This window comes from Streptomyces sp. NPDC036764, assembly GCF_055609385.1.
Genome location: NZ_JBVJPT010000006.1, coordinates 356,624 through 380,403, shown reverse-complemented (window position 1 = coordinate 380,403; position 23,780 = coordinate 356,624). Strand labels below are relative to the sequence as shown.

27 protein-coding genes are annotated in these 23,780 nt (G+C 72.4%); 19 read left to right on the top strand and 8 right to left on the bottom strand.

The features are described from left to right. Nucleotides 1-3: 3 nt before the first annotated feature. The 7 genes from ACZ69Q_RS24575 to ACZ69Q_RS24545 all read left to right on the top strand — a co-directional run bounded on the left by ACZ69Q_RS24575 (nucleotide 4) and on the right by ACZ69Q_RS24545 (nucleotide 4,666). On the top strand, nucleotides 4-168 hold the full coding sequence (locus ACZ69Q_RS24575; RefSeq protein WP_471045446.1) for a hypothetical protein: 165 nt from the start codon (nucleotides 4-6) through the stop codon (nucleotides 166-168). Beyond that, nucleotides 165-806, top strand: coding sequence for an imidazole glycerol phosphate synthase subunit HisH (hisH, locus tag ACZ69Q_RS24570; protein ID WP_471045600.1), 642 nt, complete (start codon nucleotides 165-167; stop codon nucleotides 804-806). The genes ACZ69Q_RS24575 and hisH overlap by 4 nt, the downstream gene beginning before the upstream one ends. A 4-nt stretch (nucleotides 807-810) precedes the next feature. Further along, entirely contained in the window at nucleotides 811-1,536 is a 726-nt protein-coding gene (priA, locus tag ACZ69Q_RS24565) for a bifunctional 1-(5-phosphoribosyl)-5-((5-phosphoribosylamino)methylideneamino)imidazole-4-carboxamide isomerase/phosphoribosylanthranilate isomerase PriA (RefSeq protein WP_471045445.1), read from the top strand. Beyond that, nucleotides 1,533-1,928: a RidA family protein gene (locus ACZ69Q_RS24560; RefSeq protein WP_471045444.1), complete on the top strand. Its 396-nt coding sequence runs from the start codon at nucleotides 1,533-1,535 to the stop codon at nucleotides 1,926-1,928. The genes priA and ACZ69Q_RS24560 overlap by 4 nt, the downstream gene beginning before the upstream one ends. A gap of 13 nt (nucleotides 1,929-1,941) precedes the next feature. Then, nucleotides 1,942-2,697, top strand: coding sequence for an imidazole glycerol phosphate synthase subunit HisF (gene hisF, locus ACZ69Q_RS24555; protein WP_471045441.1), 756 nt, complete (start codon nucleotides 1,942-1,944; stop codon nucleotides 2,695-2,697). Between the two features lie 117 nt (nucleotides 2,698-2,814). After that, complete coding sequence (locus tag ACZ69Q_RS24550; RefSeq protein ID WP_471045438.1) at nucleotides 2,815-3,405, top strand: ArsR/SmtB family transcription factor; 591 nt, start codon at nucleotides 2,815-2,817, stop codon at nucleotides 3,403-3,405. Nucleotides 3,406-3,415: 10 nt separating this feature from the next. Further along, the gene (locus ACZ69Q_RS24545; RefSeq protein ID WP_471045436.1) at nucleotides 3,416-4,666 is read left to right on the top strand and encodes an MFS transporter; all 1,251 of its coding nucleotides are present in this window, start codon (nucleotides 3,416-3,418) and stop codon (nucleotides 4,664-4,666) included. A 44-nt stretch (nucleotides 4,667-4,710) separates the two neighbouring features. Here ACZ69Q_RS24545 and ACZ69Q_RS24540 read toward each other — a convergent pair whose 3' ends face one another. Then, the gene (locus ACZ69Q_RS24540) at nucleotides 4,711-5,346 is read right to left on the bottom strand and encodes a TIGR03085 family metal-binding protein (protein WP_471045433.1); all 636 of its coding nucleotides are present in this window, start codon (nucleotides 5,344-5,346) and stop codon (nucleotides 4,711-4,713) included. 131 nt (nucleotides 5,347-5,477) lie between these two features. Here ACZ69Q_RS24540 and hisI point away from each other — a divergent pair, with 131 nt between their 5' ends. The 11 genes from hisI to lgt all read left to right on the top strand — a co-directional run bounded on the left by hisI (nucleotide 5,478) and on the right by lgt (nucleotide 14,415). Next, the gene (hisI, locus tag ACZ69Q_RS24535; protein WP_471045430.1) at nucleotides 5,478-5,888 is read left to right on the top strand and encodes a phosphoribosyl-AMP cyclohydrolase; all 411 of its coding nucleotides are present in this window, start codon (nucleotides 5,478-5,480) and stop codon (nucleotides 5,886-5,888) included. Between the two features lie 11 nt (nucleotides 5,889-5,899). Then, entirely contained in the window at nucleotides 5,900-7,387 is a 1,488-nt protein-coding gene (locus ACZ69Q_RS24530) for an anthranilate synthase component I (RefSeq protein WP_471045428.1), read from the top strand. Nucleotides 7,388-7,457: 70 nt separating this feature from the next. Beyond that, on the top strand, nucleotides 7,458-8,102 hold the full coding sequence (locus tag ACZ69Q_RS24525) for a TIGR02234 family membrane protein (protein ID WP_471045426.1): 645 nt from the start codon (nucleotides 7,458-7,460) through the stop codon (nucleotides 8,100-8,102). 211 nt (nucleotides 8,103-8,313) lie between these two features. Then, nucleotides 8,314-8,565: an HGxxPAAW family protein gene (locus ACZ69Q_RS24520; RefSeq protein WP_471045424.1), complete on the top strand. Its 252-nt coding sequence runs from the start codon at nucleotides 8,314-8,316 to the stop codon at nucleotides 8,563-8,565. 78 nt (nucleotides 8,566-8,643) lie between these two features. Next, nucleotides 8,644-9,090: a DUF2752 domain-containing protein gene (locus tag ACZ69Q_RS24515; protein ID WP_471045423.1), complete on the top strand. Its 447-nt coding sequence runs from the start codon at nucleotides 8,644-8,646 to the stop codon at nucleotides 9,088-9,090. A gap of 135 nt (nucleotides 9,091-9,225) precedes the next feature. Further along, a complete protein-coding gene (gene trpC / locus ACZ69Q_RS24510) occupies nucleotides 9,226-10,035 on the top strand; it encodes an indole-3-glycerol phosphate synthase TrpC (RefSeq protein ID WP_471045421.1) in 810 nt (269 codons plus the stop codon). Nucleotides 10,036-10,056: 21 nt separating this feature from the next. Continuing rightward, nucleotides 10,057-10,224 carry a tryptophan biosynthesis modulator TrpM gene (trpM, locus tag ACZ69Q_RS24505; RefSeq protein ID WP_351926813.1) on the top strand — a complete coding sequence of 56 codons (168 nt, stop codon included), beginning with the start codon at nucleotides 10,057-10,059 and terminating at the stop codon, nucleotides 10,222-10,224. Nucleotides 10,225-10,362: 138 nt separating this feature from the next. Then, nucleotides 10,363-11,649 (top strand): tryptophan synthase subunit beta, encoded by a 1,287-nt coding sequence (gene trpB, locus ACZ69Q_RS24500; RefSeq protein ID WP_471045418.1) that lies wholly within the window; start codon nucleotides 10,363-10,365, stop codon nucleotides 11,647-11,649. Then, the gene (gene trpA, locus ACZ69Q_RS24495; RefSeq protein ID WP_471045415.1) at nucleotides 11,646-12,464 is read left to right on the top strand and encodes a tryptophan synthase subunit alpha; all 819 of its coding nucleotides are present in this window, start codon (nucleotides 11,646-11,648) and stop codon (nucleotides 12,462-12,464) included. The genes trpB and trpA overlap by 4 nt, the downstream gene beginning before the upstream one ends. Nucleotides 12,465-12,592: 128 nt before the next feature. Continuing rightward, complete coding sequence (locus tag ACZ69Q_RS24490) at nucleotides 12,593-13,366, top strand: DsbA family protein (RefSeq protein WP_471045412.1); 774 nt, start codon at nucleotides 12,593-12,595, stop codon at nucleotides 13,364-13,366. 77 nt (nucleotides 13,367-13,443) lie between these two features. After that, entirely contained in the window at nucleotides 13,444-14,415 is a 972-nt protein-coding gene (gene lgt / locus ACZ69Q_RS24485; RefSeq protein ID WP_471045409.1) for a prolipoprotein diacylglyceryl transferase, read from the top strand. Nucleotides 14,416-14,475: 60 nt separating this feature from the next. Here the strand turns inward: lgt and ACZ69Q_RS24480 are convergent, their stop codons facing one another. From ACZ69Q_RS24480 to ACZ69Q_RS24450, 7 genes are read right to left on the bottom strand one after another with little or no spacing between them, the layout of a single operon-like run. Beyond that, nucleotides 14,476-15,330 carry an HpcH/HpaI aldolase/citrate lyase family protein gene (locus ACZ69Q_RS24480; protein WP_471045406.1) on the bottom strand — a complete coding sequence of 285 codons (855 nt, stop codon included), beginning with the start codon at nucleotides 15,328-15,330 and terminating at the stop codon, nucleotides 14,476-14,478. Beyond that, nucleotides 15,327-16,541, bottom strand: a complete 1,215-nt coding sequence (locus tag ACZ69Q_RS24475) for a CaiB/BaiF CoA transferase family protein (RefSeq protein ID WP_471045403.1) — start codon at nucleotides 16,539-16,541, stop codon at nucleotides 15,327-15,329. The genes ACZ69Q_RS24480 and ACZ69Q_RS24475 overlap by 4 nt, the downstream gene beginning before the upstream one ends. Continuing rightward, nucleotides 16,538-17,431 (bottom strand): ribokinase, encoded by an 894-nt coding sequence (rbsK, locus tag ACZ69Q_RS24470; RefSeq protein WP_471045402.1) that lies wholly within the window; start codon nucleotides 17,429-17,431, stop codon nucleotides 16,538-16,540. The genes ACZ69Q_RS24475 and rbsK overlap by 4 nt, the downstream gene beginning before the upstream one ends. Next, nucleotides 17,428-18,822 carry an ADP-ribosylglycohydrolase family protein gene (locus ACZ69Q_RS24465; RefSeq protein WP_471045400.1) on the bottom strand — a complete coding sequence of 465 codons (1,395 nt, stop codon included), beginning with the start codon at nucleotides 18,820-18,822 and terminating at the stop codon, nucleotides 17,428-17,430. The genes rbsK and ACZ69Q_RS24465 overlap by 4 nt, the downstream gene beginning before the upstream one ends. Beyond that, nucleotides 18,810-19,985 (bottom strand): ADP-ribosylglycohydrolase family protein, encoded by a 1,176-nt coding sequence (locus tag ACZ69Q_RS24460; protein WP_471045398.1) that lies wholly within the window; start codon nucleotides 19,983-19,985, stop codon nucleotides 18,810-18,812. Before ACZ69Q_RS24460 ends, ACZ69Q_RS24465 begins: the two co-directional genes overlap by 13 nt. 8 nt (nucleotides 19,986-19,993) lie before the next feature. After that, nucleotides 19,994-21,463: an ADP-ribosylglycohydrolase family protein gene (locus ACZ69Q_RS24455; RefSeq protein ID WP_471045395.1), complete on the bottom strand. Its 1,470-nt coding sequence runs from the start codon at nucleotides 21,461-21,463 to the stop codon at nucleotides 19,994-19,996. Then, on the bottom strand, nucleotides 21,460-22,527 hold the full coding sequence (locus ACZ69Q_RS24450; protein WP_471045393.1) for an ADP-ribosylglycohydrolase family protein: 1,068 nt from the start codon (nucleotides 22,525-22,527) through the stop codon (nucleotides 21,460-21,462). Before ACZ69Q_RS24450 ends, ACZ69Q_RS24455 begins: the two co-directional genes overlap by 4 nt. A 270-nt stretch (nucleotides 22,528-22,797) precedes the next feature. Between ACZ69Q_RS24450 and ACZ69Q_RS24445 the strand changes: the two genes are divergently transcribed. After that, complete coding sequence (locus ACZ69Q_RS24445) at nucleotides 22,798-23,529, top strand: VIT1/CCC1 transporter family protein (protein WP_471045391.1); 732 nt, start codon at nucleotides 22,798-22,800, stop codon at nucleotides 23,527-23,529. Nucleotides 23,530-23,780 lie beyond the last annotated feature (251 nt).

Sequence of the window (23,780 nt, the reverse complement as noted above, 5' to 3'; positions counted from 1 at the left end):
CCCATGAACGGCCTGTCCACCATCCTGATCGTCGTCGGCCTCTTCCTGGTCGGCGGCATCATCTCCTTCGCCAAGCAGCAGATGCCCAAGAGCCTCATCGTGCTGCTGTCGATAGGCGCCGCGATGTGTCTTCTCGCGGGCGTCGTGAGGCTGGAGGTGTGGAATTGACCGACGCCAAGAAGGTCGTGGTCTTCGACTACGGCTTCGGCAATGTGAGGTCGGCCGAACGCGCCCTCGCGCGCGCGGGTGCCGAGGTCGAGATCACCCGTGACTTCGACAAGGCCATGAACGCCGACGGGCTGCTGGTGCCGGGCGTCGGCGCCTTCGAGGCCTGCATGAAGGGGCTGACCGAAGCCCGCGGCGACTGGATCATCGACCGCCGGCTGTCCGGCGGACGCCCCGTGATGGGCATCTGCGTCGGCATGCAGATCCTGTTCGCGCGCGGCATCGAGCACGGCGTCGAGACCGAGGGCCTCGGCGAGTGGCCGGGCTCGGTGGAGCCGTTGCAGGCCGACGTCGTGCCCCACATGGGCTGGAACACCGTGGACGCGGCGCCCGGCAGCGAGCTGTTCGCCGGCCTGGACGCGGACGCGCGCTTCTACTTCGTGCACTCCTACGCCGTCCGCGACTGGGCGCTGGAGGTCCACAACCCGGCGATGACCCCGCCGAGGGTCACCTGGTCGACCCACGGCAAGCCCTTCGTGGCCGCCGTGGAGAACGGCGCCCTGTGGGCCACGCAGTTCCACCCCGAGAAGTCCGGCGACGCCGGAGCGCAGCTCCTCACCAACTGGATCGGAACCCTGTAGAGACATGGCCAAGCTCGAACTCCTCCCCGCCGTCGACGTCCGCGACGGCCAGGCCGTGCGCCTCGTGCACGGCGAGTCCGGCACCGAGACGTCCTACGGCTCCCCGCTGGAGGCCGCCCTCGCCTGGCAGCGTTCCGGCGCCGAGTGGCTGCACCTGGTCGACCTGGACGCCGCGTTCGGCACCGGCGACAACCGCGAGCTGATCGCCGAGGTCGCGGGCGCGATGGACATCAAGGTCGAGCTGTCCGGCGGCATCCGCGACGACGCCTCCCTGGCCGCCGCGCTCGCCACCGGCTGCACGCGCGTGAACCTCGGGACGGCCGCCCTGGAGACCCCGGAGTGGGTCGCCAAGGTCATCGCCGAGCACGGCGACAAGATCGCGGTGGGCCTGGACGTACGGGGCACGACCCTGCGCGGCCGCGGCTGGACCCGGGACGGCGGCGACCTCTACGAGACGCTGGAGCGCCTCAACAGCGAGGGCTGCGCCCGCTACGTCGTCACCGACATCGCCAAGGACGGCACGCTCCAGGGCCCGAACCTGGAACTGCTGAAGAACGTCTGCGCGGCGACCGACCGCCCGGTCGTGGCCTCCGGTGGTGTCTCGTCCCTGGACGACCTGCGGGCCATCGCCGAGCTGGTCCCGCTCGGTGTCGAAGGCTCCATCGTCGGGAAGGCCCTGTACGCGAAGGCGTTCACCCTGGAAGAGGCCCTGGAGGCTGTGTCGTCATGACGTCCGATGCCGTGCGGCGTGTGCAGAGCGGTAGTCCCTGGGAAGAGTCCTTCGGGTTCGCGCGCGCCGTCGCGGCGGGCGATCGTGTGCTGGTGGCGGGCACGACGTCCTTCAAGGGCGACGTGCTGTACGGCGAGGGCGACCCGTACGAGCAGGCCAAGGTGGCCTTCACCAGCGCGATCGAGGCGATCGGCGAGTTCGGGCTCGACATCGAGTCCGTGGTCCGGACGCGGATGTACCTGACCCATGCGCGGGACGTGGACGCCGTGGGCCGGGCCCACAAGGAACTCTTCGACACGGTGCGCCCGGTCTCGACGCTGCTCGTCGTGGAGGGCTTCGTGGACTCGCGCATCCTGGTCGAAGTGGAAATAGAAGCATTCAGAGGACGTTAGAGGAGCCGGTTTCATGACCCTGGCGGTCCGAGTCATCCCCTGCCTGGACGTGGACAACGGCCGGGTCGTCAAGGGCGTCAACTTCCAGAACCTGCGCGACGCGGGCGACCCCGTCGAGATGGCCAAGGTGTACGACGCCGAGGGCGCCGACGAACTGACCTTCCTGGACATCACCGCCTCGTCGGGCAACCGCGAGACGACGTACGACGTGGTGCGCCGCACGGCCGAGCAGGTCTTCATCCCGCTGACGGTCGGCGGCGGCGTCCGCACCGCCGAGGACGTGGACAAGCTGCTGCGCGCGGGCGCGGACAAGGTGGGCGTCAACACGGCGGCCATCGCGCGTCCGGACCTCATCCGGGAGATCGCCGAGCGCTTCGGCCGGCAGGTGCTGGTCCTCTCGGTGGACGCACGGCGTACCGCCGAAGGCGCCTTCGAGGTCACCACCCACGGCGGCCGCAAGGGCACCGGCATGGACGCCGTGGAGTGGGCGCACCGCGCGGCCGAGCTGGGCGCGGGCGAGATCCTCCTCAACTCGATGGACGCCGACGGCACCAAGGACGGCTACGACCTGGAGATGATCCGTGCCGTGCGCAAGCACGTGACGGTCCCGGTGATCGCCTCCGGCGGCGCCGGCAGGCTCGCCGACTTCGCGCCGGCCATCGAGGCGGGGGCGGACGCCGTGCTGGCCGCGTCGGTGTTCCACTTCGGGGATCTGCGGATCGGCGAGGTGAAGGACGCGTTGCGGGGGGCGGGGCACCCCGTCCGCTGACACGGGACTGAGCCCCGGTCGCCCCTGAGGTGACCGGGGCCTTCTCATGGGCAGATACGAAAGAGAAGTTGCGCAAAACTAATTGCGCAACTTTTCTTTTGCACTTACGGTCAAGGCATGACGGACAGGGAGAGGGACCGCAGGATCACGGACCTGGGCACGCTCAAGGCGCTCGCCCACCCCCTGCGGATGCGGCTGTTCCGAGGGCTGACGATCGCCCAGGTCGCCACCGCCTCACAGCTCGCCGAACAGGTCGACGAAGCGGTGTCGCTGGTCAGTTACCACCTGCGCAAGCTCGCCGAGCACGGGCTCATCGAGGAGGCCGAGCCGCGCAGCGCGGACGGCCGGGAACGCTGGTGGCAGCCCGCCTCGGACGGGGTGCGCATCCACGACGAGGACTTCCGCGACGCACCCGAGAAGGCCGCCGCACACACGGCGGCGAGCAGGCTCTTCGCCGAGCAGCGCACGGACATGTACCGGCGCTGGCTCGACGAGCGCACCCACTGGGGCCCCGAGTGGAACCGGGCCGCCGAGTCCTCCGAGTCCCACCTGCGGCTCACGGCCGACGAACTGGCCGAACTGAACCAGGAGATGCTCGCCCTGCTCGGCCGGTACGACGAGCGCGGCCAGGCCGCCGACGCCGCAGGCGACACCGAGGGCCGCGAGAGCGTCGCGGTGCACACCTATGCCTTCCCGTTCCGGATCTGAGAGGACGGACGTGCCCGCGACACAGACCGGCGACGCGCCCGCCGCCGCGGCGGAGCGCCCCGCCCACCGCGACCCCGACGTGCTGCGCTGGCTCGGCGCCTACGCCTCGTCGGCCGTCGGCGACAACGTCTACTACCTCGCCCTGTCCTGGGCCGCCGTCCAGGCCGGGACGCCCGCCCAGGCGGGACTGGTGACCGCGCTGAGCGCGGTGCCGCGGGCCGTGCTGATGCTGGGCGGGGGAGTGATCGCCGACCGGTTCGGGCCGCGCAGGGTGCTGATCGGCAGCGACGCGGCACGCTGCGCGGCGGTCCTCGCCGTCGCCGCGCTGCTGCTCGTGAGCAGCCCCGGCCTGTGGCCGCTGGCCGCGCTGGCGCTGGTCTTCGGGGCCGTCGACGCCGTGATGATGCCCGCCCTGGGCGCCCTGCCCAGCCGGATCACCACGCGCGGGCAGCTCGCCCGGGTGCACGGCATGCGCGGCCTCGTCGTCCGGCTGGCCAACGTCGTCGGGGCCCCGCTCGGCGGCCTCGGCGTGGCCCTCGGGGGCACCGCGGCGGCGTTCGGGCTGGCCGGGCTGCTGTTCGCGGCCTCCCTGCCACTCCTGATCGCCCTGCGGGTGGGACCGCTGCCCGCGGACGGCGCACGCACGCGTGGCAGCGCCTGGAGCGACCTCACCGCCGGCCTGCGCCACATACGCGGCCACCGTGTCCTGCTGCCGCTGATCGCCGTGATCGCGCTCAGCGACCTCGGCTTCGTCGGCCCCCTCAACGTCGGCCTGGCCCTGCTCGCCGACGAGCGCGGTTGGGGAGCGGGCGGTGTCGGATGGGTCCTCGCCGGCTTCGGCACCGGGGCCGGAGCGGCCTCGCTGCTGCTCACCGCCCGTGGCCGCGTCCCGCGCACGGGGCTCGTACTGTCCGTGTCCGGTGTGGTCAGCGCGAGCGCGATCGCCGCCCTCGCGTATGTGCCGTACCTCGCGGTCGCCGTCGCCGTGGCCCTGACCGTCGGGCTGATCTCGGGGCTGAACGGCGTGCTGTGCGGGGCGCTGCTCCAGGCCGAGTCCGAGCGGGCCTACGTCGGCCGGGTCACGTCCGTGTCCACCTTCTTCAGCCTCGGCGTCGCCCCGCTCACCTTCCCGCTGACCGGCGCCGCGATCGGCGTGTGGGGCACCGGCCCGGTCTTCGCGGCCAGTGCAGCGGTCTGCGGGCTCGGCGGGGCGGTCGGCCTGTGCGCGCGGGACCTGCGCCGGGCCGAACTGCCGGGCTGAGCTGACGGTCTGAGCTGCCGGGCCGAACTGTTGCCGGGCTGAGCTCAGATGCCGAGCTGCTTCGACCCGTGCAGCTTGGCGATGGCGTTCTCGTCGCCGTCCAGCTCGACCTTGGCGGTGCTCTGCCGGCCGTAGGCGAACATCAGCAGCTCCGACGGCTCGCCGGTCACCGTGACGACCGGCGCGCCCTTGTGGGCCACCGCCGTCTGCCCGTCGGGGCGGCGCAGCACCAGACCCGTGGGTGCGCTGCGGCCCACCAGGCGCGCGGAGCGCTCCAGACGGGACCACAGGGCGTCCTGGAAGACCGGGTCGAGTTCGCGCGGCGTCCAGTCGGGCTGGGCGCGGCGGACGTCCTCGGTGTGGACGTAGAACTCGATCGTGTTCGACGCCTCGTCGATCTGCTTGAGCTGGAAGGGCGAGAAACGGGGCGGGCCGGTGCGGATGAGCTGGATCAGCTCCTCGTACGGCTTCGCCGCGAACTCCTCCATCGCCCTGTCCAGGCGCTGGGCGAGCGGCTTGATCAGCAGCCCGGCGGCGGCGTCGGGGCGGCGCTCGCGCACCACCACGTGCGCGGCCAGCTCACGGGTCTGCCAGCCCTCGCAGAGGGTGGGGGCCTCGGGGCCCTCGGCCTCCAAGAGGTCGGCGAGCAGAAGTCGTTCACGCTGCGCGAAGGTCGACATACAGTCAGCCTACGACCACCCCCGAAGTCCGCCCACCCGTCACCCGGCCCCCACCCCTCGACGAGGTGCTCGTGCGCCGCCCCTTCCAATCAGTGGACACCGGACGGTCACTGTCAGTTGCGCGCGGCACAATGGCAGGCATGACCACGAGCACGCCCCGCCGGCCCAGCCGGCTGGACCCCGAGATCGCCGCGCGCCTCAAGCGCAGCGCGGAAGGGCTCCTGCCCGCCATCGCCCAGCAGTACGACACCGGTGAGGTGCTGATGCTCGGCTGGATGGACGACGAGGCGCTGCATCGCACGCTCACCACCGGCCGCTGCACCTACTGGTCCCGCAGCCGCCAGGAGTACTGGGTCAAGGGCGACACCTCCGGCCACTTCCAGTGGGTGAAGTCGGTCGCCCTGGACTGCGACGCGGACACCCTCCTGGTCAAGGTCGACCAGGTCGGCGCCGCCTGCCACACCGGCGCGCGTACCTGCTTCGACGAGGACGTGCTGCTCAAGGACGGCGCCGATTCCGGCGCACCGGCCTCGGATCAGTAGGGTCAGCCGCCATGGATCTTGAGACGTTCCGCAAGCTCGCCAGCGACCGCCGGGTCATCCCGGTCACCCGCAAGCTCCTCGCCGACGGCGACACCCCGGTGGCCCTCTACCGAAAGCTCGCCGCCGAGCGCTCCGGCACCTTCCTGCTGGAGTCCGCGGAGAACGGCCGCTCCTGGTCCCGCTACTCCTTCGTGGGCGTCCGCTCCGCGGCGACCCTCACCGCGCGCGACGGCCAGGCCCACTGGCTCGGCTCCCCGCCCGTCGGCGTCCCCGTCGACGGCGACCCGCTGGCCGCCCTGCGCGCCACCATCGAGGCCCTGCACACTCCGCGCGACCTCGCCCACGACCTGGGCCTGCCGCCCTTCACCGGCGGCATGGTCGGCTACCTCGGCTACGACATCGTGCGCCGCCTGGAGAAGATCGGCCCCGGCGAGCGGGACGACCTGGGGCTGCCCGAGCTGACCATGCTGCTCACCAGCGACCTCGCGGTCATGGACCACTGGGAGGGCTCCGTCCTGCTGATCGCCAACGCGATCAACCACAACGACCTCGACACGGGCGTCGACGAGTCGTACGCGGACGCGGTCGCCCGCCTCGACGCCATGGAGGCCGATCTCTCCCGCGCGGTCGTCCAGCCGCCGGCCGTCCTGCCGCCCTCGGAGCTCCCCGAGTACACCGCCCTGTGGGGCGGCGAGGACTTCCAGGAGGCCGTCGAGGACATCAAGGAGCGCATCCGGGCCGGCGAGGCGTTCCAGGTGGTCCCCTCCCAGCGCTTCGAGACGCCGTGCACGGCGAGCGCGCTGGACGTCTACCGGGTGCTGCGGGCGACCAACCCCTCGCCGTACATGTACCTGTTCCGCTTCGACGGCTTCGACGTCGTCGGCTCCTCGCCGGAAGCCCTGGTGAAGGTCGAGGACGGCCGCGCCATGGTCCACCCCATCGCCGGCACCCGGTGGCGCGGGGCGACCCCGCAGGAGGACCAGGCCCTCGCCGACGAGCTGCTCGCCGACCCCAAGGAGCGCGCCGAGCACCTGATGCTCGTCGACCTGGGGCGCAACGACCTGGGGCGGGTCTGCGAGCCGGGCTCCGTCGAGGTCGTCGACTTCATGTCCATCGAGCGGTACTCCCACGTGATGCACATCGTCTCGACGGTGACCGGCCGCGTCGCCCCGGGCCGCACGGCCTTCGACGTCCTCACGGCCTGCTTCCCGGCCGGCACCCTCTCCGGCGCCCCCAAGCCCCGCGCGATGCAGATCATCGACGAGCTCGAACCGTCCCGGCGCGGGCTGTACGGCGGCTGCGTCGGCTACCTCGACTTCGCGGGCGACTCCGACACCGCCATCGCCATCCGTACGGCCCTCCTGCGGGACGGCACGGCCTACGTCCAGGCGGGCGCGGGCATCGTCGCCGACTCGGATCCGGTCGCCGAGGACACCGAGTGCCGCAACAAGGCGGCGGCGGTCCTGCGCGCGGTCCACACGGCGAACCGGCTCGGGTGAACCCACGCGGGACTGCGTAGTCCGTCTCACATGAACCCCGGGTGACCGATCGCCCGGGGTTCGGGCGATAGTGGAGTACGTGACTGCCGTACCGCACCCTCGTTCCGAAGCCCCCGGCTCCGCCCGGGCCGGCCGTGTGAGCCTCGCCGTAGCCCTGCTGTGCGGGGCGGTCGGCGCGGCCGTCGCGCTGCTCGCCACCCGACAGCTCTGGTCGGAGGGCACCGCGACGGTGGCGGGCGGACCGTTCCCGCTGACCGCCAAGGGCAGTGACGTCACCGGCGTCCCCGCGGCCCTGGCCATAGTGGGGCTCGCCGCGCTCGTCGCCGTCTTCGCCGTCCGCCGGGCCGGCCGCTTCATGGTCGCCGGCCTGCTCGCGCTCTCCGGAGCCGGCACCGTCGCCGCCGCCCTGCTCGGCGCCTCCGACAGCACCGCGCTCGACGAGAAGGCCGCGCGGGCGTCCGGCGACACCTCGGCCACCGTCCAGGCCCTCACCCACACCGCCTGGCCGTACGTCGCGGCCGTGGGCGGGGCCCTCATCCTGCTCGCCGGACTGCTGGCCCTGCGCTACGGGCGGCTGTGGCCCGGCATGTCCGGCCGCTACGAGCGAAACGGCACCCCCCGGCCGCGCCGTAGGGCCCAGACCGCCGCCGACCCCGACCGGCCCGAGGAACTCTGGAAGGCGCTGGACCGGGGCGAGGACCCGACCGGCGCGTAGCGCTCCGCGAGGAGGGCCGTAGTTCACCCGCGGGGCGGTGGGGGGCTGGTCGCGCAGTTCCCCGCGCCCCTTAGGGCGTTGCCCTACTCGGCGTCGAATCGCTCCGGCCTCGTATCGCTCGGGCTACCCCCGATCACCACAGCGCAACGCGTGCGGGACAATGACAGCGAGCGTTCGGCTCGACACGTACTTCAGCAACGAGGAGCAAGCAATGGCGGGCAGCAGCCACGGTCACACCCCGGCCGCCTGGACCGGTGTCACGATCGCCTTCATCGGTTTCTGCGTGGCGGGCGCCTTCATGGTTCTGGACCAGCCCGCGGGCTTCTGGGCCGGCATGGGCGTCGTGGTTCTCGGCGGCATCATCGCCTGGATCATGAGCGCGATGGGCCTGGGCCAGCCCAAGGACGCTCACCAGGCGCTGCTGATGTCGCAGGAGCGCGAGGCGGCGAGCGCCAAGGGCTGAGGCCCGCACCACTTCGCTGAGGGGCGACCCGGCACCGATGGGTGCCAGGGGGCGCCCCTCACGCGCGTGGGGGGCACAATGCATGACGTGAACGCCGACAGCCAGAGGGTGACACGGCCCGGTACCGGCGCCCGGTGGGCGCGCCTGGCCGTCCCGGCGGGCGTGCTCGCGGCCGTCGCCGGCGCCTTCGCCTACGTCGGCGCCGTGGACCCGAACGAACCCGGCCACTACCCCGCCTGCCCGCTGCTCCGGTTCACCGGCATCTACTGCCCGGGCTGCGGTGGACTGCGCAGCGCGCACGCCGTCGTGCACGGCGACTTCGCGGCGGCGCTCCAGGACAACGCGCTCGCCGTCGCCGGTTACGCGGTCTTCGCCGTGGTGTGGACCGTCTGGGTGGTCCGCACGGTGCGCGGCCGGCCGCTGCGGATCGATCTCGGGCCGGTGCAGTTGTGGGCCGCGGGCGCGTTGCTGCTGGTGTTCACAGTTGTCCGGAACCTGCCCTTCGGTGGCTGGCTGCATCCTTGATCAATCAGGGAAGGTCCAGGTAGTGGGACCGGCGTCAACCGGATGTGAGGCCTACGCCCTGCTCCGGATACCATCGCAGTGACCGGCGGTTTCGTACCGCTTTCACAGCCCACCGTCTGAAAGGGGGCCGCTCGCGTGAGTGTGCTCGACGAGATCATCGACGGAGTCCGTGCCGACCTCGCGGAGCGGCAGGCGCGCGTCAGCCTCGACGAGCTCAAGGAGCGCGCGGCGAAGGCTCCCGCGGCCAAGGACGGGGTCGCCGCCCTGCGGGGCGACGGCGTCAAGGTCATCTGTGAGGTCAAGCGCTCCAGCCCCTCCAAGGGCGCGCTGGCGGCGATCGCCGACCCGGCCGGGCTCGCCGCGGACTACGAGGCGGGCGGCGCGGCCGTCATCTCCGTACTCACCGAGCAGCGCCGCTTCGGCGGCTCGCTGGCCGACCTGGAGGCCGTCCGCGCGCGCGTGGACATCCCGGTCCTGCGCAAGGACTTCATCGTCACGTCGTACCAGCTCTGGGAGGCGCGCGCGTACGGCGCCGACCTCGTACTGCTGATCGTGGCCGCCCTCGACCAGCCGGCCCTGGAGTCGCTGATCGAGCGCGCGGTGTCCATCGGCCTGACGCCGCTCGTCGAGGTGCACGACGAGGACGAGGTCGACCGCGCGGTGGACGCCGGCGCGAAGATCATCGGCGTCAACGCGCGCAACCTGAAGACCCTGGAAGTCGACCGGGGCACGTTCGAGCGGGTGGCGCCGGAGATCCCCGACACCATCGTCAAGGTGGCCGAGTCGGGTGTCCGCGGCCCGCACGACCTCATCGCCTACGCCAACGCCGGCGCCGACGCGGTCCTGGTCGGTGAGTCCCTGGTCACCGGCAAGGACCCCAAGTCCGCGGTCTCCGACCTGGTGGCGGCCGGCGAGCACCCCGCATTGCGGCACGGCCGCGGCTGATCACCCGATAGAGTTGGCCCGATGACGCTCACGACGACGACCACGGACAGGTACGCCCGCCTCGCGCGCGGCTGCCGCCCCCGTGGCTGCCGCGCGCCCGCACGCCGGGTGCACGGCCGTCGCGTGCGATACGTCATCGGAGACGAGCCTGGCCAGGTGAACGGCCGTCGATGGCAGCGCGCCCCTTAGGGGCGCGGGGGCTCTGTCTGATGTGCGGCTACCGCCGCGCGAGCGCGAGCAACCACACACGGCCCGCAGTCGTGTGATTACCCCCCCCGCCCCACGGCGATTAGTGTCTTTTTCACGCACTCACCGTGAGGTATCCGCATGCCCAGCGACTTCTTCATCCCCGACCCCGAAGGTCAAGTACCCAGCCCCGAAGGCTACTTCGGTGCGTTCGGCGGCAAGTTCATCCCGGAGGCCCTCGTCGCCGCCGTGGACGAGGTGGCCGTCGAGTACGACAAGGCCAAGCACGACCCCGAGTTCGCCCGCGAGCTCGACGACCTGCTGGTCCACTACACCGGCCGCCCCAGCTCCCTCACCGAGGTGCCGAGGTTCGCCGAACACGCCGGCGGCGCCCGGATCTTCCTCAAGCGGGAAGACCTCAACCACACCGGCTCACACAAGATCAACAACGTGCTCGGCCAGGCCCTGCTCACCAAGCGCATGGGCAAGACCCGCGTGATCGCCGAGACCGGCGCCGGCCAGCACGGCGTGGCGACGGCGACGGCCTGCGCGCTGTTCGGCCTCGACTGCACCATCTACATGGGTGAGATCGACACCGAGCGCCAGGCCCTCAACGTGGCCCGGATGCGCATGCTCGGCGCCGAGGTCATCGCCGTGAAGTCGGGCAGCCGCACCCTGAAGGACGCCATCAACGAGGCGTTCCGCGACTGGGTCGCCAACGTCGACCACACCCACTACCTCTTCGGTACGGTCGCCGGCCCGCACCCCTTCCCCGCCATGGTCCGCGACTTCCACCGCGTGATCGGCGTCGAGGCCCGCCGCCAGCTCCTGGAGCGCGCCGGACGCCTCCCCGACGCCGCCATCGCCTGCGTCGGCGGCGGCTCCAACGCCATCGGCCTCTTCCACGCCTTCATCCCCGACACGGACGTACGCCTCATCGGCTGCGAGCCCGCCGGGCACGGCGTCGAGACCGGCGAGCACGCTGCGACCCTGACCGCGGGCGAGCCCGGCATCCTGCACGGCTCCCGCTCCTACGTCCTCCAGGACGACGAGGGCCAGATCACCGAGCCGTACTCGATCTCGGCCGGTCTGGACTACCCGGGAATCGGCCCCGAGCACTCCTACCTCAAGGACAGCGGCCGCGGCGAGTACCGCGCGGTCACCGACGACGCGGCGATGCAGGCCCTGCGCCTGCTGTCGCGCACCGAGGGCATCATCCCGGCGATCGAGAGCGCCCACGCGCTCGCCGGCGCCCTGGAGGTCGGCAGGGAGCTGGGCAAGGACGGCCTGATCGTCGTCAACCTGTCCGGCCGCGGCGACAAGGACATGGACACGGCCGCGCGCTACTTCGGCCTGTACGACACCGACGCCGAGGTCGCCGCCGACGCGAACGGCGGCGCCGCCGAGATCCAGGGGGACGCCAAGTGAGCGGGAACATCGAGCTGTTGACGGACACCCTGCGCGCCGCCAAGGCCGAGGGCCGCTCCGCGCTGATCGCCTACCTCCCGGCCGGGTTCCCGACCGTGGACGGCGGCATCGAGGCGATCAAGGCCGCGCTCGACGGGGGCGCCGACGTCGTGGAGGTCGGGCTGCCGCACAGCGACCCCGTCCTCGACGGCCCCGTCATCCAGACCGCCGACGACATCGCCCTGCGCGGCGGCGTCAGGATCGCGGACGTCATGCGCACGGTCCGCGAGGCGCACGAGGCCACCGGCAAGCCGATCCTCGTGATGACGTACTGGAACCCCATCGACCGCTACGGCGTCGAGCGTTTCACCGCCGAGCTGGCGGAGGCGGGCGGCGCGGGCTGCATCCTGCCCGACCTGCCGGTCCAGGAGTCGGCGCTGTGGAGGGAGCACGCCGAGAAGCACGGCCTCGCGACGGTGTTCGTCGTGGCGCCGAGCAGCAAGGACGAGCGGCTCGCCCGGATCACCGCGGCCGGCAGCGGCTTCGTCTACGCCGCCTCGCTGATGGGCGTCACCGGCACCCGCGAGTCCGTGGGCGCACAGGCGCAGGAACTGGTCGAGCGCACCAGGGCCACCGGCTCCGAACTGCCCGTCTGCGTCGGGCTCGGCGTCTCCAACGCCGACCAGGCCGCCGAGGTGGCCGGCTTCGCCGACGGCGTGATCGTCGGCTCGGCCTTCGTCAAGCGGATGCTGGACGCGCCGGACGACGCGGCCGGAGTCGAGGCCGTGCGCTCGCTCGCCGGTGATCTGGCGAAGGGCGTGCGCCGGCAGGCGTAGCCCTGACCTGCGGCGGACTACCTCCGTAGGGGACATCTTCAGAAGAAGGGCCTTCCGTACGAGTCGCTCGAACGGGTGGACCTGAGGCCGGGGAGGCGCGCTGCGCCTCCCCGGTTCGTTCTGCGGGTGTGAGCGAAAAGAATCGTGAGGGAAAGCGGACCGCCCGTGAGCGGCTGGCGGTCGAGCGGGAGAAGCAGAAGGCCGCCGACAAGCGGCGCCGTGCGCTGATCGTGGGCGCGAGCGTCGTCTGCGTCCTCGGACTCGCGGCGGTCATCGGAGTCGTCGCGGCCAACGCCGGCAAGGACAGCGGCAGCGACGCGGGGCCCGTCGTGGGGCCCTCGGGGGCACAGGGCAAGGACGGTCTCGCGATCCCCGTCGGCCAGGAGGGCGCCAAGTCGACGCTCACGGTCTGGGAGGACTTCCGCTGCCCGGCCTGCAAGTCCTTCGAGGACGCGTACCGGTCGACGATCCACGAGCTGACGGACTCCGGCAAGCTCAGAGTCGAGTACCACCTGGCGACGATCATCGACGGCAACATGGGCGGCACCGGCTCGCGCAACGCCGCGAACGCGGCGGCCTGCGCCCAGGACGCCGGGAAGTTCACGCAGTACCACGACGTGCTGTACGAGAACCAGCCGCCGGAGGTCGACGACGCCTTCGCCAAGAACAGCAAGCTCTTCGAGCTCGCGGGCAAGGTCAAGGGCCTGGACACGCCCGCCTTCCGCAAGTGCGTCGAGGACGGCACCCACAACAGTTGGGTGGAGAAGTCCAACGACGCGTTCAAGAGCGGCGGCTTCAGCGGTACGCCGACGGTCCTGCTCAACGGCAAGAACATCTACCAGGACCAGACGATGACGCCGGCCAAGCTGAAGCAGATGGTGGAGGAAGCCGCCAAGGGCTGAGCCCCGGTGCCTGTTATGGACCCGTAGCCGGGCTGCCTGACATCGGTGCCGCCCGGCAGGGTAGCGTCGACCTTGCCATGGAACTTGCCTACATTCCCAGCCCGTCGCGCGGGGTGATCCACCTCGGCCCCATTCCGCTGCGCGGCTACGCCTTCTGCATCATCATCGGTGTCTTCGTAGCCGTCTGGCTCGGCAACAAACGCTGGATCGCCCGGGGCGGGCGGTCCGGCACGGTCGCCGACATCGCGGTCTGGGCCGTCCCGTTCGGACTGGTCGGCGGGCGCCTCTATCACGTGATCACGGACTACGAGCTGTACTTCAGCGAGGGCCGTGACTGGGTGGACGCCTTCAAGATCTGGGAGGGCGGCCTCGGCATCTGGGGCGCCATCGCGCTCGGCGCACTGGGCGCGTGGATCGGCTGCCGCCGCCGGGGCATCCCGTTGCCCGCGTACGCCGACGCCGTGGCGCCCGGCATCGCCCTCGCGCAGGCGATCGGGCGCTGGGGCAACTGGTTCAACCAGGAGCTCTACGGACGCGAGACCGACCTTCCGTGGGCGCTGAAGATCACCTCCTCGACGGACGGCCGGGTACCGGGCACGTACCACCCGACCTTCTTGTACGAGTCGCTGTGGTGCATCGGCGTCGCGGTGCTGGTGATCTGGGCCGACCGCCGCTTCAAGCTGGGCCACGGACGGGCGTTCGCGCTGTACGTCGCCTCGTACTGCGTGGGCCGGTTCTGGGTCGAGTACATGCGCGTCGACGACGCCCACCACATCCTCGGGCTGCGGCTGAACAACTGGACCGCGCTGATCGTGTTCCTGCTCGCGGTGGCCTACATCGTGATCTCGGCGAAGAAGCGGCCGGGCCGCGAGGCGGTGGTCGAGCCTGGCGCGAGTGCCTCCGGCGGTGAGGCCGGGGACGACGCGGATGCCGACTCCGACGCCGAGGCGAAGGACGAGGACGTCAAGGACGAGGCCGAGGAAGACGTCAGTGACGAGGCCGAGGAAGACGTCAAGGACGAGGCCGGGTCGGGGACGAAGAAGGCCTGAGGTCTGACTTTACGACGATGAGGGCGCCCGGTTCTGCCGGGCGCCCTCCGTCGTGTCCGGTCAGCGCCGACGGGCCAGTGCCAGGGTGCGGTGGGCCGCTGCCACCACCGCCGCGTCGATGAACGTGCCGTCCTGCAGGGCCTGGGCGCCCTGTTCCGTCGTGGCCGCCTTGATGATCATCTCGGCCTGTGCCAGTTCCTCCTCCGTGGGGAGGTAGGCACGTTCGATCACCGGGAGCTGGCGGGGGTGGATGGCGGCCCGGCCCAGGAAGCCGAGGGTGCGGCCGTGGGCGCAGGAGGCCGCCAGGCCCTCCAGGTCGCGGATGTCGGGGTGGATCGACTGCGGGGGCGGGGGCATGCCCGCCGCGCGTGCGGCCACGACGACGCGCGAGCGGCACCAGTCGAGGCCCGCGTCGCCGCGTACGCCCAGGTCGGCCCGTAGATCCGACTCGCCGAGGGAGATGCCGTGCAGGCTCGGGTGCGCGGCGGCGATGGCGTGGGCGCGCTCGATGCCCAGGGCCGATTCCAGGAGGGCGTGCAGCGGGGTCGTGCCCGGAGCGGTGGGCGGGGTGGTCTGGGCGAGGTGGATGATCTGCTCGGCGGAGGTCACCTTCGGCAGGCGCAGCGCGGCGAGGCCCGGAAGGGCTGCCAGGACGGCGAGGTCCTTGGCCGCCGGCGGGGTGTCCAGGGCGTTCACCCGGACATGGACGGGCACGGGGTGCTCCGGGTCCGCGAGCAGGTCGGCCGTGGCCGCCCGCGCGTAGTCCTTGCGGTCCGGGGCCACCGCGTCCTCAAGGTCGACGATCACGACGTCGGCGCCCGACAGGAGGGCCTTGGCCACCACACGCGGGCGGTCGCCGGGGGCGTACAGCCAGGTCAGGGGGTAGGAGGCGGCGGCCCTTGCCCGGACGGTCACAGCGCGCCCTCCTCGCGCAGGGCCGCCAGGTCGGTGGGGGTCAGGCCCAGGCCGGTGAGGATCTCGTCGGTGTCCGCGCCGTGCGGGCGGCCGGTCCAGCGGATCGTGCCGGGGGTGGCGGAGAGCCGGAAGAGGACGTTCTGCATGCGCAGCGGGCCGAGTTCGGGGTCGTCGACGGTGGTGATCGTGTCCAGGGCCGCGTACTGCGGGTCCGTCATCACATCCCGTACGTCCTGGATCGGGGCCACCGCCGCCTCCGCCTTCTCGAAGGCGGCGAGGACGTCGGCGCGGGTGTGGCGGGCGATCCAGTCTCCGACGGCCCGGTCGAGGACGTCGGCGTGCCGGGCCCGGTCGGCGCCGGTCGCGAACCACGGTTCGTCGATCAGGTCGGGCCGCCCCACCAGGTGCATCACCCGCTCGGCGATCGACTGGGCGGAGGTGGAGACCGCGACCCAGGACCCGTCCGCGGTGCGGTAGGTGTTGCGGGGGGCGTTGTTGGCGGAGCGGTTGCCGGTGCGTTCCTGCACGTAGCCGAGCTGGTCGTACCAGGTCGCCTGGGGGCCGAGCGCCAGCAGCATCGGCTCGATCAGAGCCATGTCGACGACCTGGCCCTCGCCGGTGCGCTCGCGCGCTGCCAACGCCGTCATCACCGCGTACGCCGTCGCCAGGCCCGCGATCGAGTCGGCGAGGCCGAACGGCGGCAGGGTCGGGGGTGCGTCCGGTTCGCCGGTGAGCGCGGCGAAGCCGCTCATCGCCTCGGCGAGGGTGCCGAAGCCGGGGCGGTGGGCGTAGGGGCCGAACTGGCCGAAGCCGGTGACCCGGGTGAGGATCAGGCGGGGGTTGGCGGCGGAGAGCTCCGGCCAGCCGAGGTCCCACTTCTCCAGGGTGCCGGGGCGGAAGTTCTCGATGACGACGTCCGCGTTCGCGGCGAGGCGCAGCAGGGTGGCACGGCCGCCGGGCTTGGAGAGGTTCAGGGTGATCGTGCGCTTGTTGCGCCCGAGGACCTTCCACCACAGGCCCACGCCGTCCTTCGACGGGCCGTGGCCGCGGGAGGGGTCGGGCCGGTCGGGGTGCTCGACCTTGACGACCTCCGCGCCGTAGTCGCCGAGCATCGTGGCGGCGAGGGGGCCCGCGAAGAGGGTGGCCAGGTCGAGGACGCGCAGGCCGGTGAGGGGAGCGGGGGGAAGGGGGCGCGTGTCGGGGGCGCTCATGACGCGTACGCCTCCTCGATCTCGGGGCGGTACGGCATCGCCACCGAGGCGCCTTCCCGCTGGACCGACAGCGCGGCCGCCGCGGCCGCCCACTTCAGGGCGTCCGGCATGGGCCGCCCCTCGCCGAGCGCCACCGCGAGGGCGCCGACGAAGGTGTCACCGGCGCCGGTGGAGTCGACGGCGGTGACCTTCGGGGCGGGCACCGTCAGGGGTTCGGCGCCGCGGGTGACGTACAGGCTGCCGGCGGCGCCCAGGGTGACGACCACCTCGGGCACCTGGTCGAGCAGCGCGGTGGCCGCCTCGCGAGGGTCGGTGCGGCCGGTGAGGGCGGTGGCCTCCAGCTCGTTGGGGACCAGCAGGTCGACGGCGGCGAGGAGTTCGTGCGGGAGCGGCCGGGCGGGGGAGGGGGTGAGGACCGTACGGACGTCGTGGCGGTGGGCCGCCTCGGCGCCGGCGAGGACGGCGGCAAGCGGGATCTCGAGCTGGAGCAGCAGGGTGCCCGCGGCGGCGATGACGCCCTCGTCGCCGGGGCTGAGGTGGTCGAGCGTGCCGTTCGCGCCGGGGATCACGACGATCGCGTTGCCGCCCTCGTCGTCCACGACGATGTGCGCGGTGCCGGACGGGCCCTCGGCCGTGCGGAGGTCGTCGGTGTCCACGCCGGAGTGTTCGAGGTTGGAGCGCAGCCGGGTGCCGAAGGCGTCGTTGCCGACCGCGCCGATCATCGAGACGAGGCCGCCGGCGCGGGCCGCCGCGATGGCCTGGTTGGCGCCCTTGCCACCGGGGATCGTACGGAACTCGCGGCCCGTCACGGTCTCACCGCGCTGCGGGGCCTTCTCGACGTAGGTGACGAGGTCCATGTTCGTGCTGCCGAGCACGACGATGTCGGTCATGGGCGAGGTGCCTCCCGGGGGGTGTGCTGGTGGGTGAGGTCGTGGGTGAGCCGGGCCAGTGAGTCGAAGCCGGTGCCGTTGAAGTCGGCGACGGAGGTGGCGAGGCGGTTCTTCAGGGGGGTCGTCCAGCGGTCGGGGAGGGCGGCGGGGGTGCCGGCCAGCAGCGCGGCGATGCTGCCCGCCGTCGCGCCGTTGGAGTCGGTGTCCCAGCCGCCCGACACGGCACGGCAGATGGAGCCGGTGAAATCGCCGTCCGCGTGGGTGAGGGCGGCGGCGATCAGCGCGGTGTTGGGGACGGCGTGGACCCAGTGGTGGCTGTGCGCGTGGGTGGCGTGGAGTTCGTCGACGACGGTGTCGAAGTCCTCGTGGGCACAGGCCAGTTGGACGGCGTGCTGAACGGCCTGGGCGAGCCGGGACCTCGGCGGGATCACCGTGAGGCCGGTGCGCAGGCAGGCGTGGATGTCGTGGGGGGCCGTCGCCACCGCCGCCCGCGCGATGACCGCGGCCGTGAACATCGCCGCGTAGACGCCGTTGGCGGTGTGCGTGAGGGTGGCGTCGCGGTGGGCCTGCTCGGCCGCGGCGCCGGGGTCGCCGGGGTTGGTCCAGCCGTGCACGTCCGCGCGGATGAGGGCGCCGATCCACTCGCGGAAGGGGTTGCGGTGACGGGCCGTGTACGGGGGTTCGATGCCGAGGAGGAGGTTGCGGTACGCGACGCGCTCGGCGGTGAAGGTGCGGCCGGCCGGGAGCTCGTCCAGCCAGAGGCGGGCCACGTCGGTGGTGGTGAATGCCCTGCCTTGGCGCTGGAGCAGGAGCAGGTTGAGCAGGGGGTAGTTGAGATCGTCGTCCTCGGGCATGCCGTCGATGTTCTCGGCCAGGGAGGTGAGGGCCGAGCGGCGGTTCCAGGGGTGGGCCGCCAGGAGCTCCGGGGGGACCCCCTTGGCCGTGAAATACGTGTTCAGGGGCCGGTTGCCGGTGGCCGCGGCGAGTTGGCGGATCGCTTCCAGGGGGAGCTTCTCGACGGGCTTGCCGAGCAGACAGCCGACGGCCCGGCCGAGCCAGGCGGCTTCGTAGCGGGATGCGGCCGGCGCGGCCGGTGCCGGGTCCGGGTCCGGCCAGGACGGGCAGCTCGCCTTGATCCTCGCGAGGTCGGTGGGCTCCCGGTCCGCCAACCTGCCGGGCAGGTCGGCCAGTTCGTCCAGCAGGTCTTCGGCGAGGGTTCGCAGGTATCGCGACGTGGGCTCCGCTGACGCGCCCGCCCGCACCGGCGCCTCCCCGCCGCCGGCCGCCCGCCATCTCGCCGCGATCCTCGACGGCTCCCGGCCGTCCAGGGCGGCTTGGCGCAACTCGTGGCCGATCAGGTCCTCGGGCTGGACCCAGGTCAGTCGGAGCATGGTCGGCCCTCCAGGCTTGCGAACGCCGCCTCGTGGGCGCGGCGCCGTCGTACGTCTTGGGCGTGGATCTCCCGCGTGACCTCGGTCAGGGTGCGGGGCGGTTCCCACAGGTCCAGTCGGCTGGCCTCCGCGACCGCCTTCGACCAGTCCTCGGGGACCGGTGAGCCCAGGGCGCCGGACAGAGCGCCGGCCATCGTGGCGATCGAGTCGCAGTCGCGGCCGTAGTTCACCGCGCCCAGGACCGATCGGCGGTAGTCGCCGTCCGCGATCAGCAGCATGGCGAGGGCGACGGGGAGTTCCTCGATGGCGTGCAGGCGGGAGGGGCGGCGGGCGCCGAGGGAGGGCCGGCGGTAGTCGGGGCCGACGGTGTCGTACGGGGCGATCGCCTCCCGGAGCGGGGTGAGGGCCGACTCGAAGTCCGGGTGGGTGCTTGCCACTTCGCAGGTCTTCTCGATCGCCGCCCTCGTGCCGTCCTTCGCCAGGGACAGGCACGTCGAGATGATCGAGTCCGGTGTGGCGCCGGGGATGCACGCCGACGCCACCGCCGCCGCGAAGACGCCCGCCGCCTCACGGCCGTACGACGACTGGTGGGCGCCCGCGATGTCCAGGGCCTCCCTGTACGCGGCCGGCGGGTCGGCCGCGTTGACCAGGCCGACCGGGGCCATGTACATCGCCGCACCGCAGTTGACGATGTTGCCGACGCCGGCCTCCCGCGGGTCCACGTGGCCGTAGTGAATGCGGGCCACGAGCCACTTCTCGGCCAGGAAGACGCGGTGCAGGGGGAGCGCCTCGGCCTCCAGTTCCGGGATCCAGCGCGGGTTCGTCATCAGGTCCGGGACCAGGTGGTCGGCGATCGCGTACGCGTCGAGGTGGTCGCGGACGGATCCGTAGACGCGGACCAGCGCGTGCGTCAGCAACGTGTCGTCGGTGACGTGCCCGTCGCCCTTGTGGTACGGCGCGATGGGGCGGGCCGTCCGCCAGGCGTCGCCGTTCCAGGGGCCGACGATGCCGTGCACCCGGCCGCCGTGGCGCTGAAGGATCTGGTCGGGGGAGTAGCCCTCCACCGGGCCGCCGAGGGCGTCGCCGACCGCCGCGCCGACCAGGGCGCCGGTGATCCGCTCGTCGAGACGCGGACCACTGCTTTCTTCTGCTTTGGGCGTCATGCCCCGAATCATCCTCCTGGTCGGGCCGGTTGTGTGGCTTCCAGGAGTTCGGCGAGTTCCACCAGGTCGGTGCCGGTGAGGCGGGGGAGTACGCAGCCGGAGAGGGTGCGGCAGGTGTCGCGCCAGGACGCGGGGATCGATGCGCCGCCGCCCAGCGCGCCGGTCAGCGCACCTGCCAGGGCCGGTGCCGAGTCGGCGACCCGGGAGAGGCACGCGGCGGCGGGGACCGCCTCGGCGATACGGCCGCCTGCGGCGACGGTGAGGGCGAGGGCGACCGGGACCGTCTCGGCCGCGGCGATGCCGTAGCTGTAGACGTGGTCGACGATCTGGTGTTCCAGGAGGGGGATCAGGGCGAAGGCGCTGTCGGCGGTCCGGGCGAGGTGCAGGGCGTGGCGGGCGTTTCGGCCGATCTCCGTCTCCTCGGGGAGTTCGGCGAGGGCGGCTGTCACGCAGGCCGCGGCGTTCGCGCCGGCCAGGGCCAGTGCTACGGCCGCTGCCATCGCCCTCGCGCCGTGTACGCCGTCGCCGTCCTGGGTGTAGCGGGCGTCGAACTCGGCGAGGTCGGCGGCGCTGCGGGGGTCGCCGGCGTGGGCCACGGCGAGGACGCAGGCGCGTACGCAGGCGGCGTCGTCGAAGTAGTGCGGGTTGTCGTGGCCGGTGGCGGGTGGGCGCAGGCCGGTGGCGAGGTTGCCGAGGCCGGCGCGGACGGAGATGCGGGCGCGCAGGGGGAGGATGGCCGACTCGATCTCTGGGGCGCGGTCGGCTGCGGCGGCGACCTCGCTGGCCACGGCGTTCCAGGTGAGGTCGATGGCGGCTCGGGTGCGGCGTTCCCGGCTGAGGTCGCCGAGGGCGGTGTCGTCGCCGGCGCGGAGTACGGCTTCGGCGGCGAAGGTTGCCCATTCCGCGTCGTCGGAGGGGCCCAGGCGCAGGGGTTCGGGGGGTTGGTTGAGGGCGATGGGGACGGGGAGGGTGGTTGTCGCGTTGTGTTCGGCGAAGGTGTCGAGTTCTCGGGTGAGGCGGCGGGTCCATTCCGGCATGCGGGCGGCTCGGTGGCGGGCGGCGGGCCAGCCGGCGGCGTCGCCTGCGGCGAGGCCGAGTAGGAGGCCGAGGATGCGCTGACCGGCCTCGGCTTCGCCTTCGGCCTGCTGTTTCCCACCCGCGCCGCCCGTGCGACTTTCGTCGTCGGGTGCGGGTGGCCCCGGCGGGGCGTGCTCGCCGTTGGCGGCTGCGGGGGTGTTCGGGTGCGCGGGCGGTGTGGGGTCGGTGGCAGCGGGTGCGTTCGGGTGGGCGGGGGCGAGCGACTGTGTGAGCGGCGTGGGTTCGGTGGCGGCGGGGGTGTTCGGGGCCGTGAGCAGGGTGGGAGCGGCGTCTGCTGGGTCGGGGGCTGTGGGGTCGGGCGTGTGTGTGAGGAGGGGTGGCTCCGGCTCCGTGGGGTCCGTGGTCGGGGTGCCCTCGGCCCATGGGGTTGGGGGTGTCATCGGGCGGCTCCTTCGTGTGGGGTCGGTGCCTCCAGTGGGGTGAGGCCCTCCGTCACCCACTTTCTGTCCTCGCCCGGGACCAGCAGTTCCGCCACGTCCAGCACGTGGTGGCCGGACATCGACGGCAGGCAGCTCCCGCGGGCCGGTCCGATCGCCGCCGCCCACTCCACCGGGATCGCCGACTCGCCCTGTGTCGCGCCGGCCAGGGCGCCCGCCACCGCGGCCGTCGTATCGGCGTCGCGGCCCATGTTCACCGCCGTCAGGACCGCCTGGACGAAGTCGCCGTCCGCCGCCGCGTACGCCCCGAAGGCCAGCGCGACCGCCTCGGGAGCCAGGTCGGTCCACGGGTAGCCGCCGATCACGACGGCGGAGCGGACCGCGCGTTCGCCCCGGTGGGCCACCGCCACCGCCCGGCGCAGGGAGCGGGCCGTCCAGGAGTCGTCCGGGACCACCGCCAGGGCTGAGGCGACCACCGCGATCGTCGGCGCGCCCGCCATCGCCGCCGCCACGCCCGCCGCCACCGCCTGGCCGCCGTAGATGCCCTCGCCGTCATGGCTCACCGAACCGTCGATCGCCACCAGACGGGCCGCTTCCGCCGGGCGGCCGGCCGCGAAGACGCCGAACGGGGCCGCCCGCATCGCGAGACCGTCGCTCCAGGCGTGCCGGTGCTGGGCGGAGATGGGGGCGGCCAGGCCCCGGCGGAGGTTCTCCAGCGTGCCGCGTTCGCTGAAGCCCGCGCCCCTGAAGGGGCCCTCGGCCCGGTCCGCGATCCACTCGTGCCAGGCCCCCTCCACATGGGCCGGCGTGAGGGCCGAGCCGTGGCGGGCGAGAAGGAGGCCCGAGAAGATCGCGTACTCGGTGTCGTCCGTGCCGCAGGGGCTGTCGGTGACGAATCCCGTGACGCGGCCCCAGCGGGCGCGGATCTCGGAGGGCTTCATGTTCTCCGCGGGAGCGCCAAGCGCGTCGCCGACCGCGAGGCCCAGCAGCGCGCCGCGCGCCCGTCGGCGCAGTTCGGCGGCGTCCCCGGGCGCCGGAACCGAGGGGATGCAGGCGATCGATGCCATACGCGGCCTCTCCTCCGGGGCTCCACCCAGGGCGCGGAGCCCTTTGCGGATGTGTCCCACCGTCGGCGGTTGACCTGAGCCTCGGAAGCCTCAGAGTCACCCGGTCGACATTTGTGCGCACCCATACACGAATGAGCGTTCTAGGTAAAACCGCAGGTTAGACGAGCCTTTCCTTGCTGGCGAGGTGGAATTTACCAGCGTAGATTTTTCGTTGTCGAAGAGTAGAACTCGTCTAAAGACAGCCTTACCTGAGTCACCTGGGGGACCTTCATGGCCATCATCGAAACCGAGGCCGCGCTCCACGTTGCGCACCGTGACAACCACACGCACCGCGATGTGAACGGCGGCTGGCTGCGCCCGGCCGTCTTCGGTGCGATGGACGGTCTGGTCTCCAACCTCGCTCTGATGACCGGTGTCGCGGGTGGTGCGGTCGGCCATCAGACCATCGTGCTGAGCGGGCTCGCGGGCCTGGCCGCCGGTGCCTTCTCGATGGCCGCCGGTGAGTACACCTCCGTCGCCTCGCAGCGTGAGCTCGTCGAGGCCGAGCTGGACGTCGAGCGGCGGGAGCTGCGCAAGCACCCCAAGGACGAGGAGGCCGAGCTCGCCGCCCTCTATGCGGCCCGGGGCGTCGAACCCGAGCTCGCGAAGGCCGTAGCCGAGCAGCTCTCCCGCGATCCCGAGCTGGCCCTTGAGATACACGCCCGGGAAGAGCTCGGCATCGACCCCGGCGATCTGCCGTCGCCGCTGGTCGCGGCCGTCTCGTCGTTCGGCTCGTTCGCGCTGGGCGCCCTGCTGCCCGTACTGCCGTATCTGCTCGGAGCGACCACGCTGTGGCCGGCTCTGCTGCTGGCGCTCCTCGGGCTCTTCCTCTGCGGTGCGGTCGTGGCCAGGGTGACGGCGCGGAGCTGGTGGTACAGCGGGTTGCGGCAGCTCGCACTGGGTGGCGCCGCGGCCGGTGTGACGTACGCCCTGGGCAGTTTGTTCGGAACGGCCATAGGATAGCTCGGCTGGAACTTATGCGATGGGCCGCATAAGTAGCCGTTACTCGCTGGTTTCGGATGCGTGACCACCGGGCATGAGCCGTAAGCGCTGTGGGCAATGACGCCTGGGGCGCACTCGCGGGGTCGGCGACGACGCCTCTCCCGCCCCCTGGATCGTCGGACATGGACCTGTCCTGCTCGGTCCCCACATACTTTGAGCCACGTGCGCGGAACCCTTGCCGCAGCCCGTGGTGTCCGCATGGTGGAACGGAT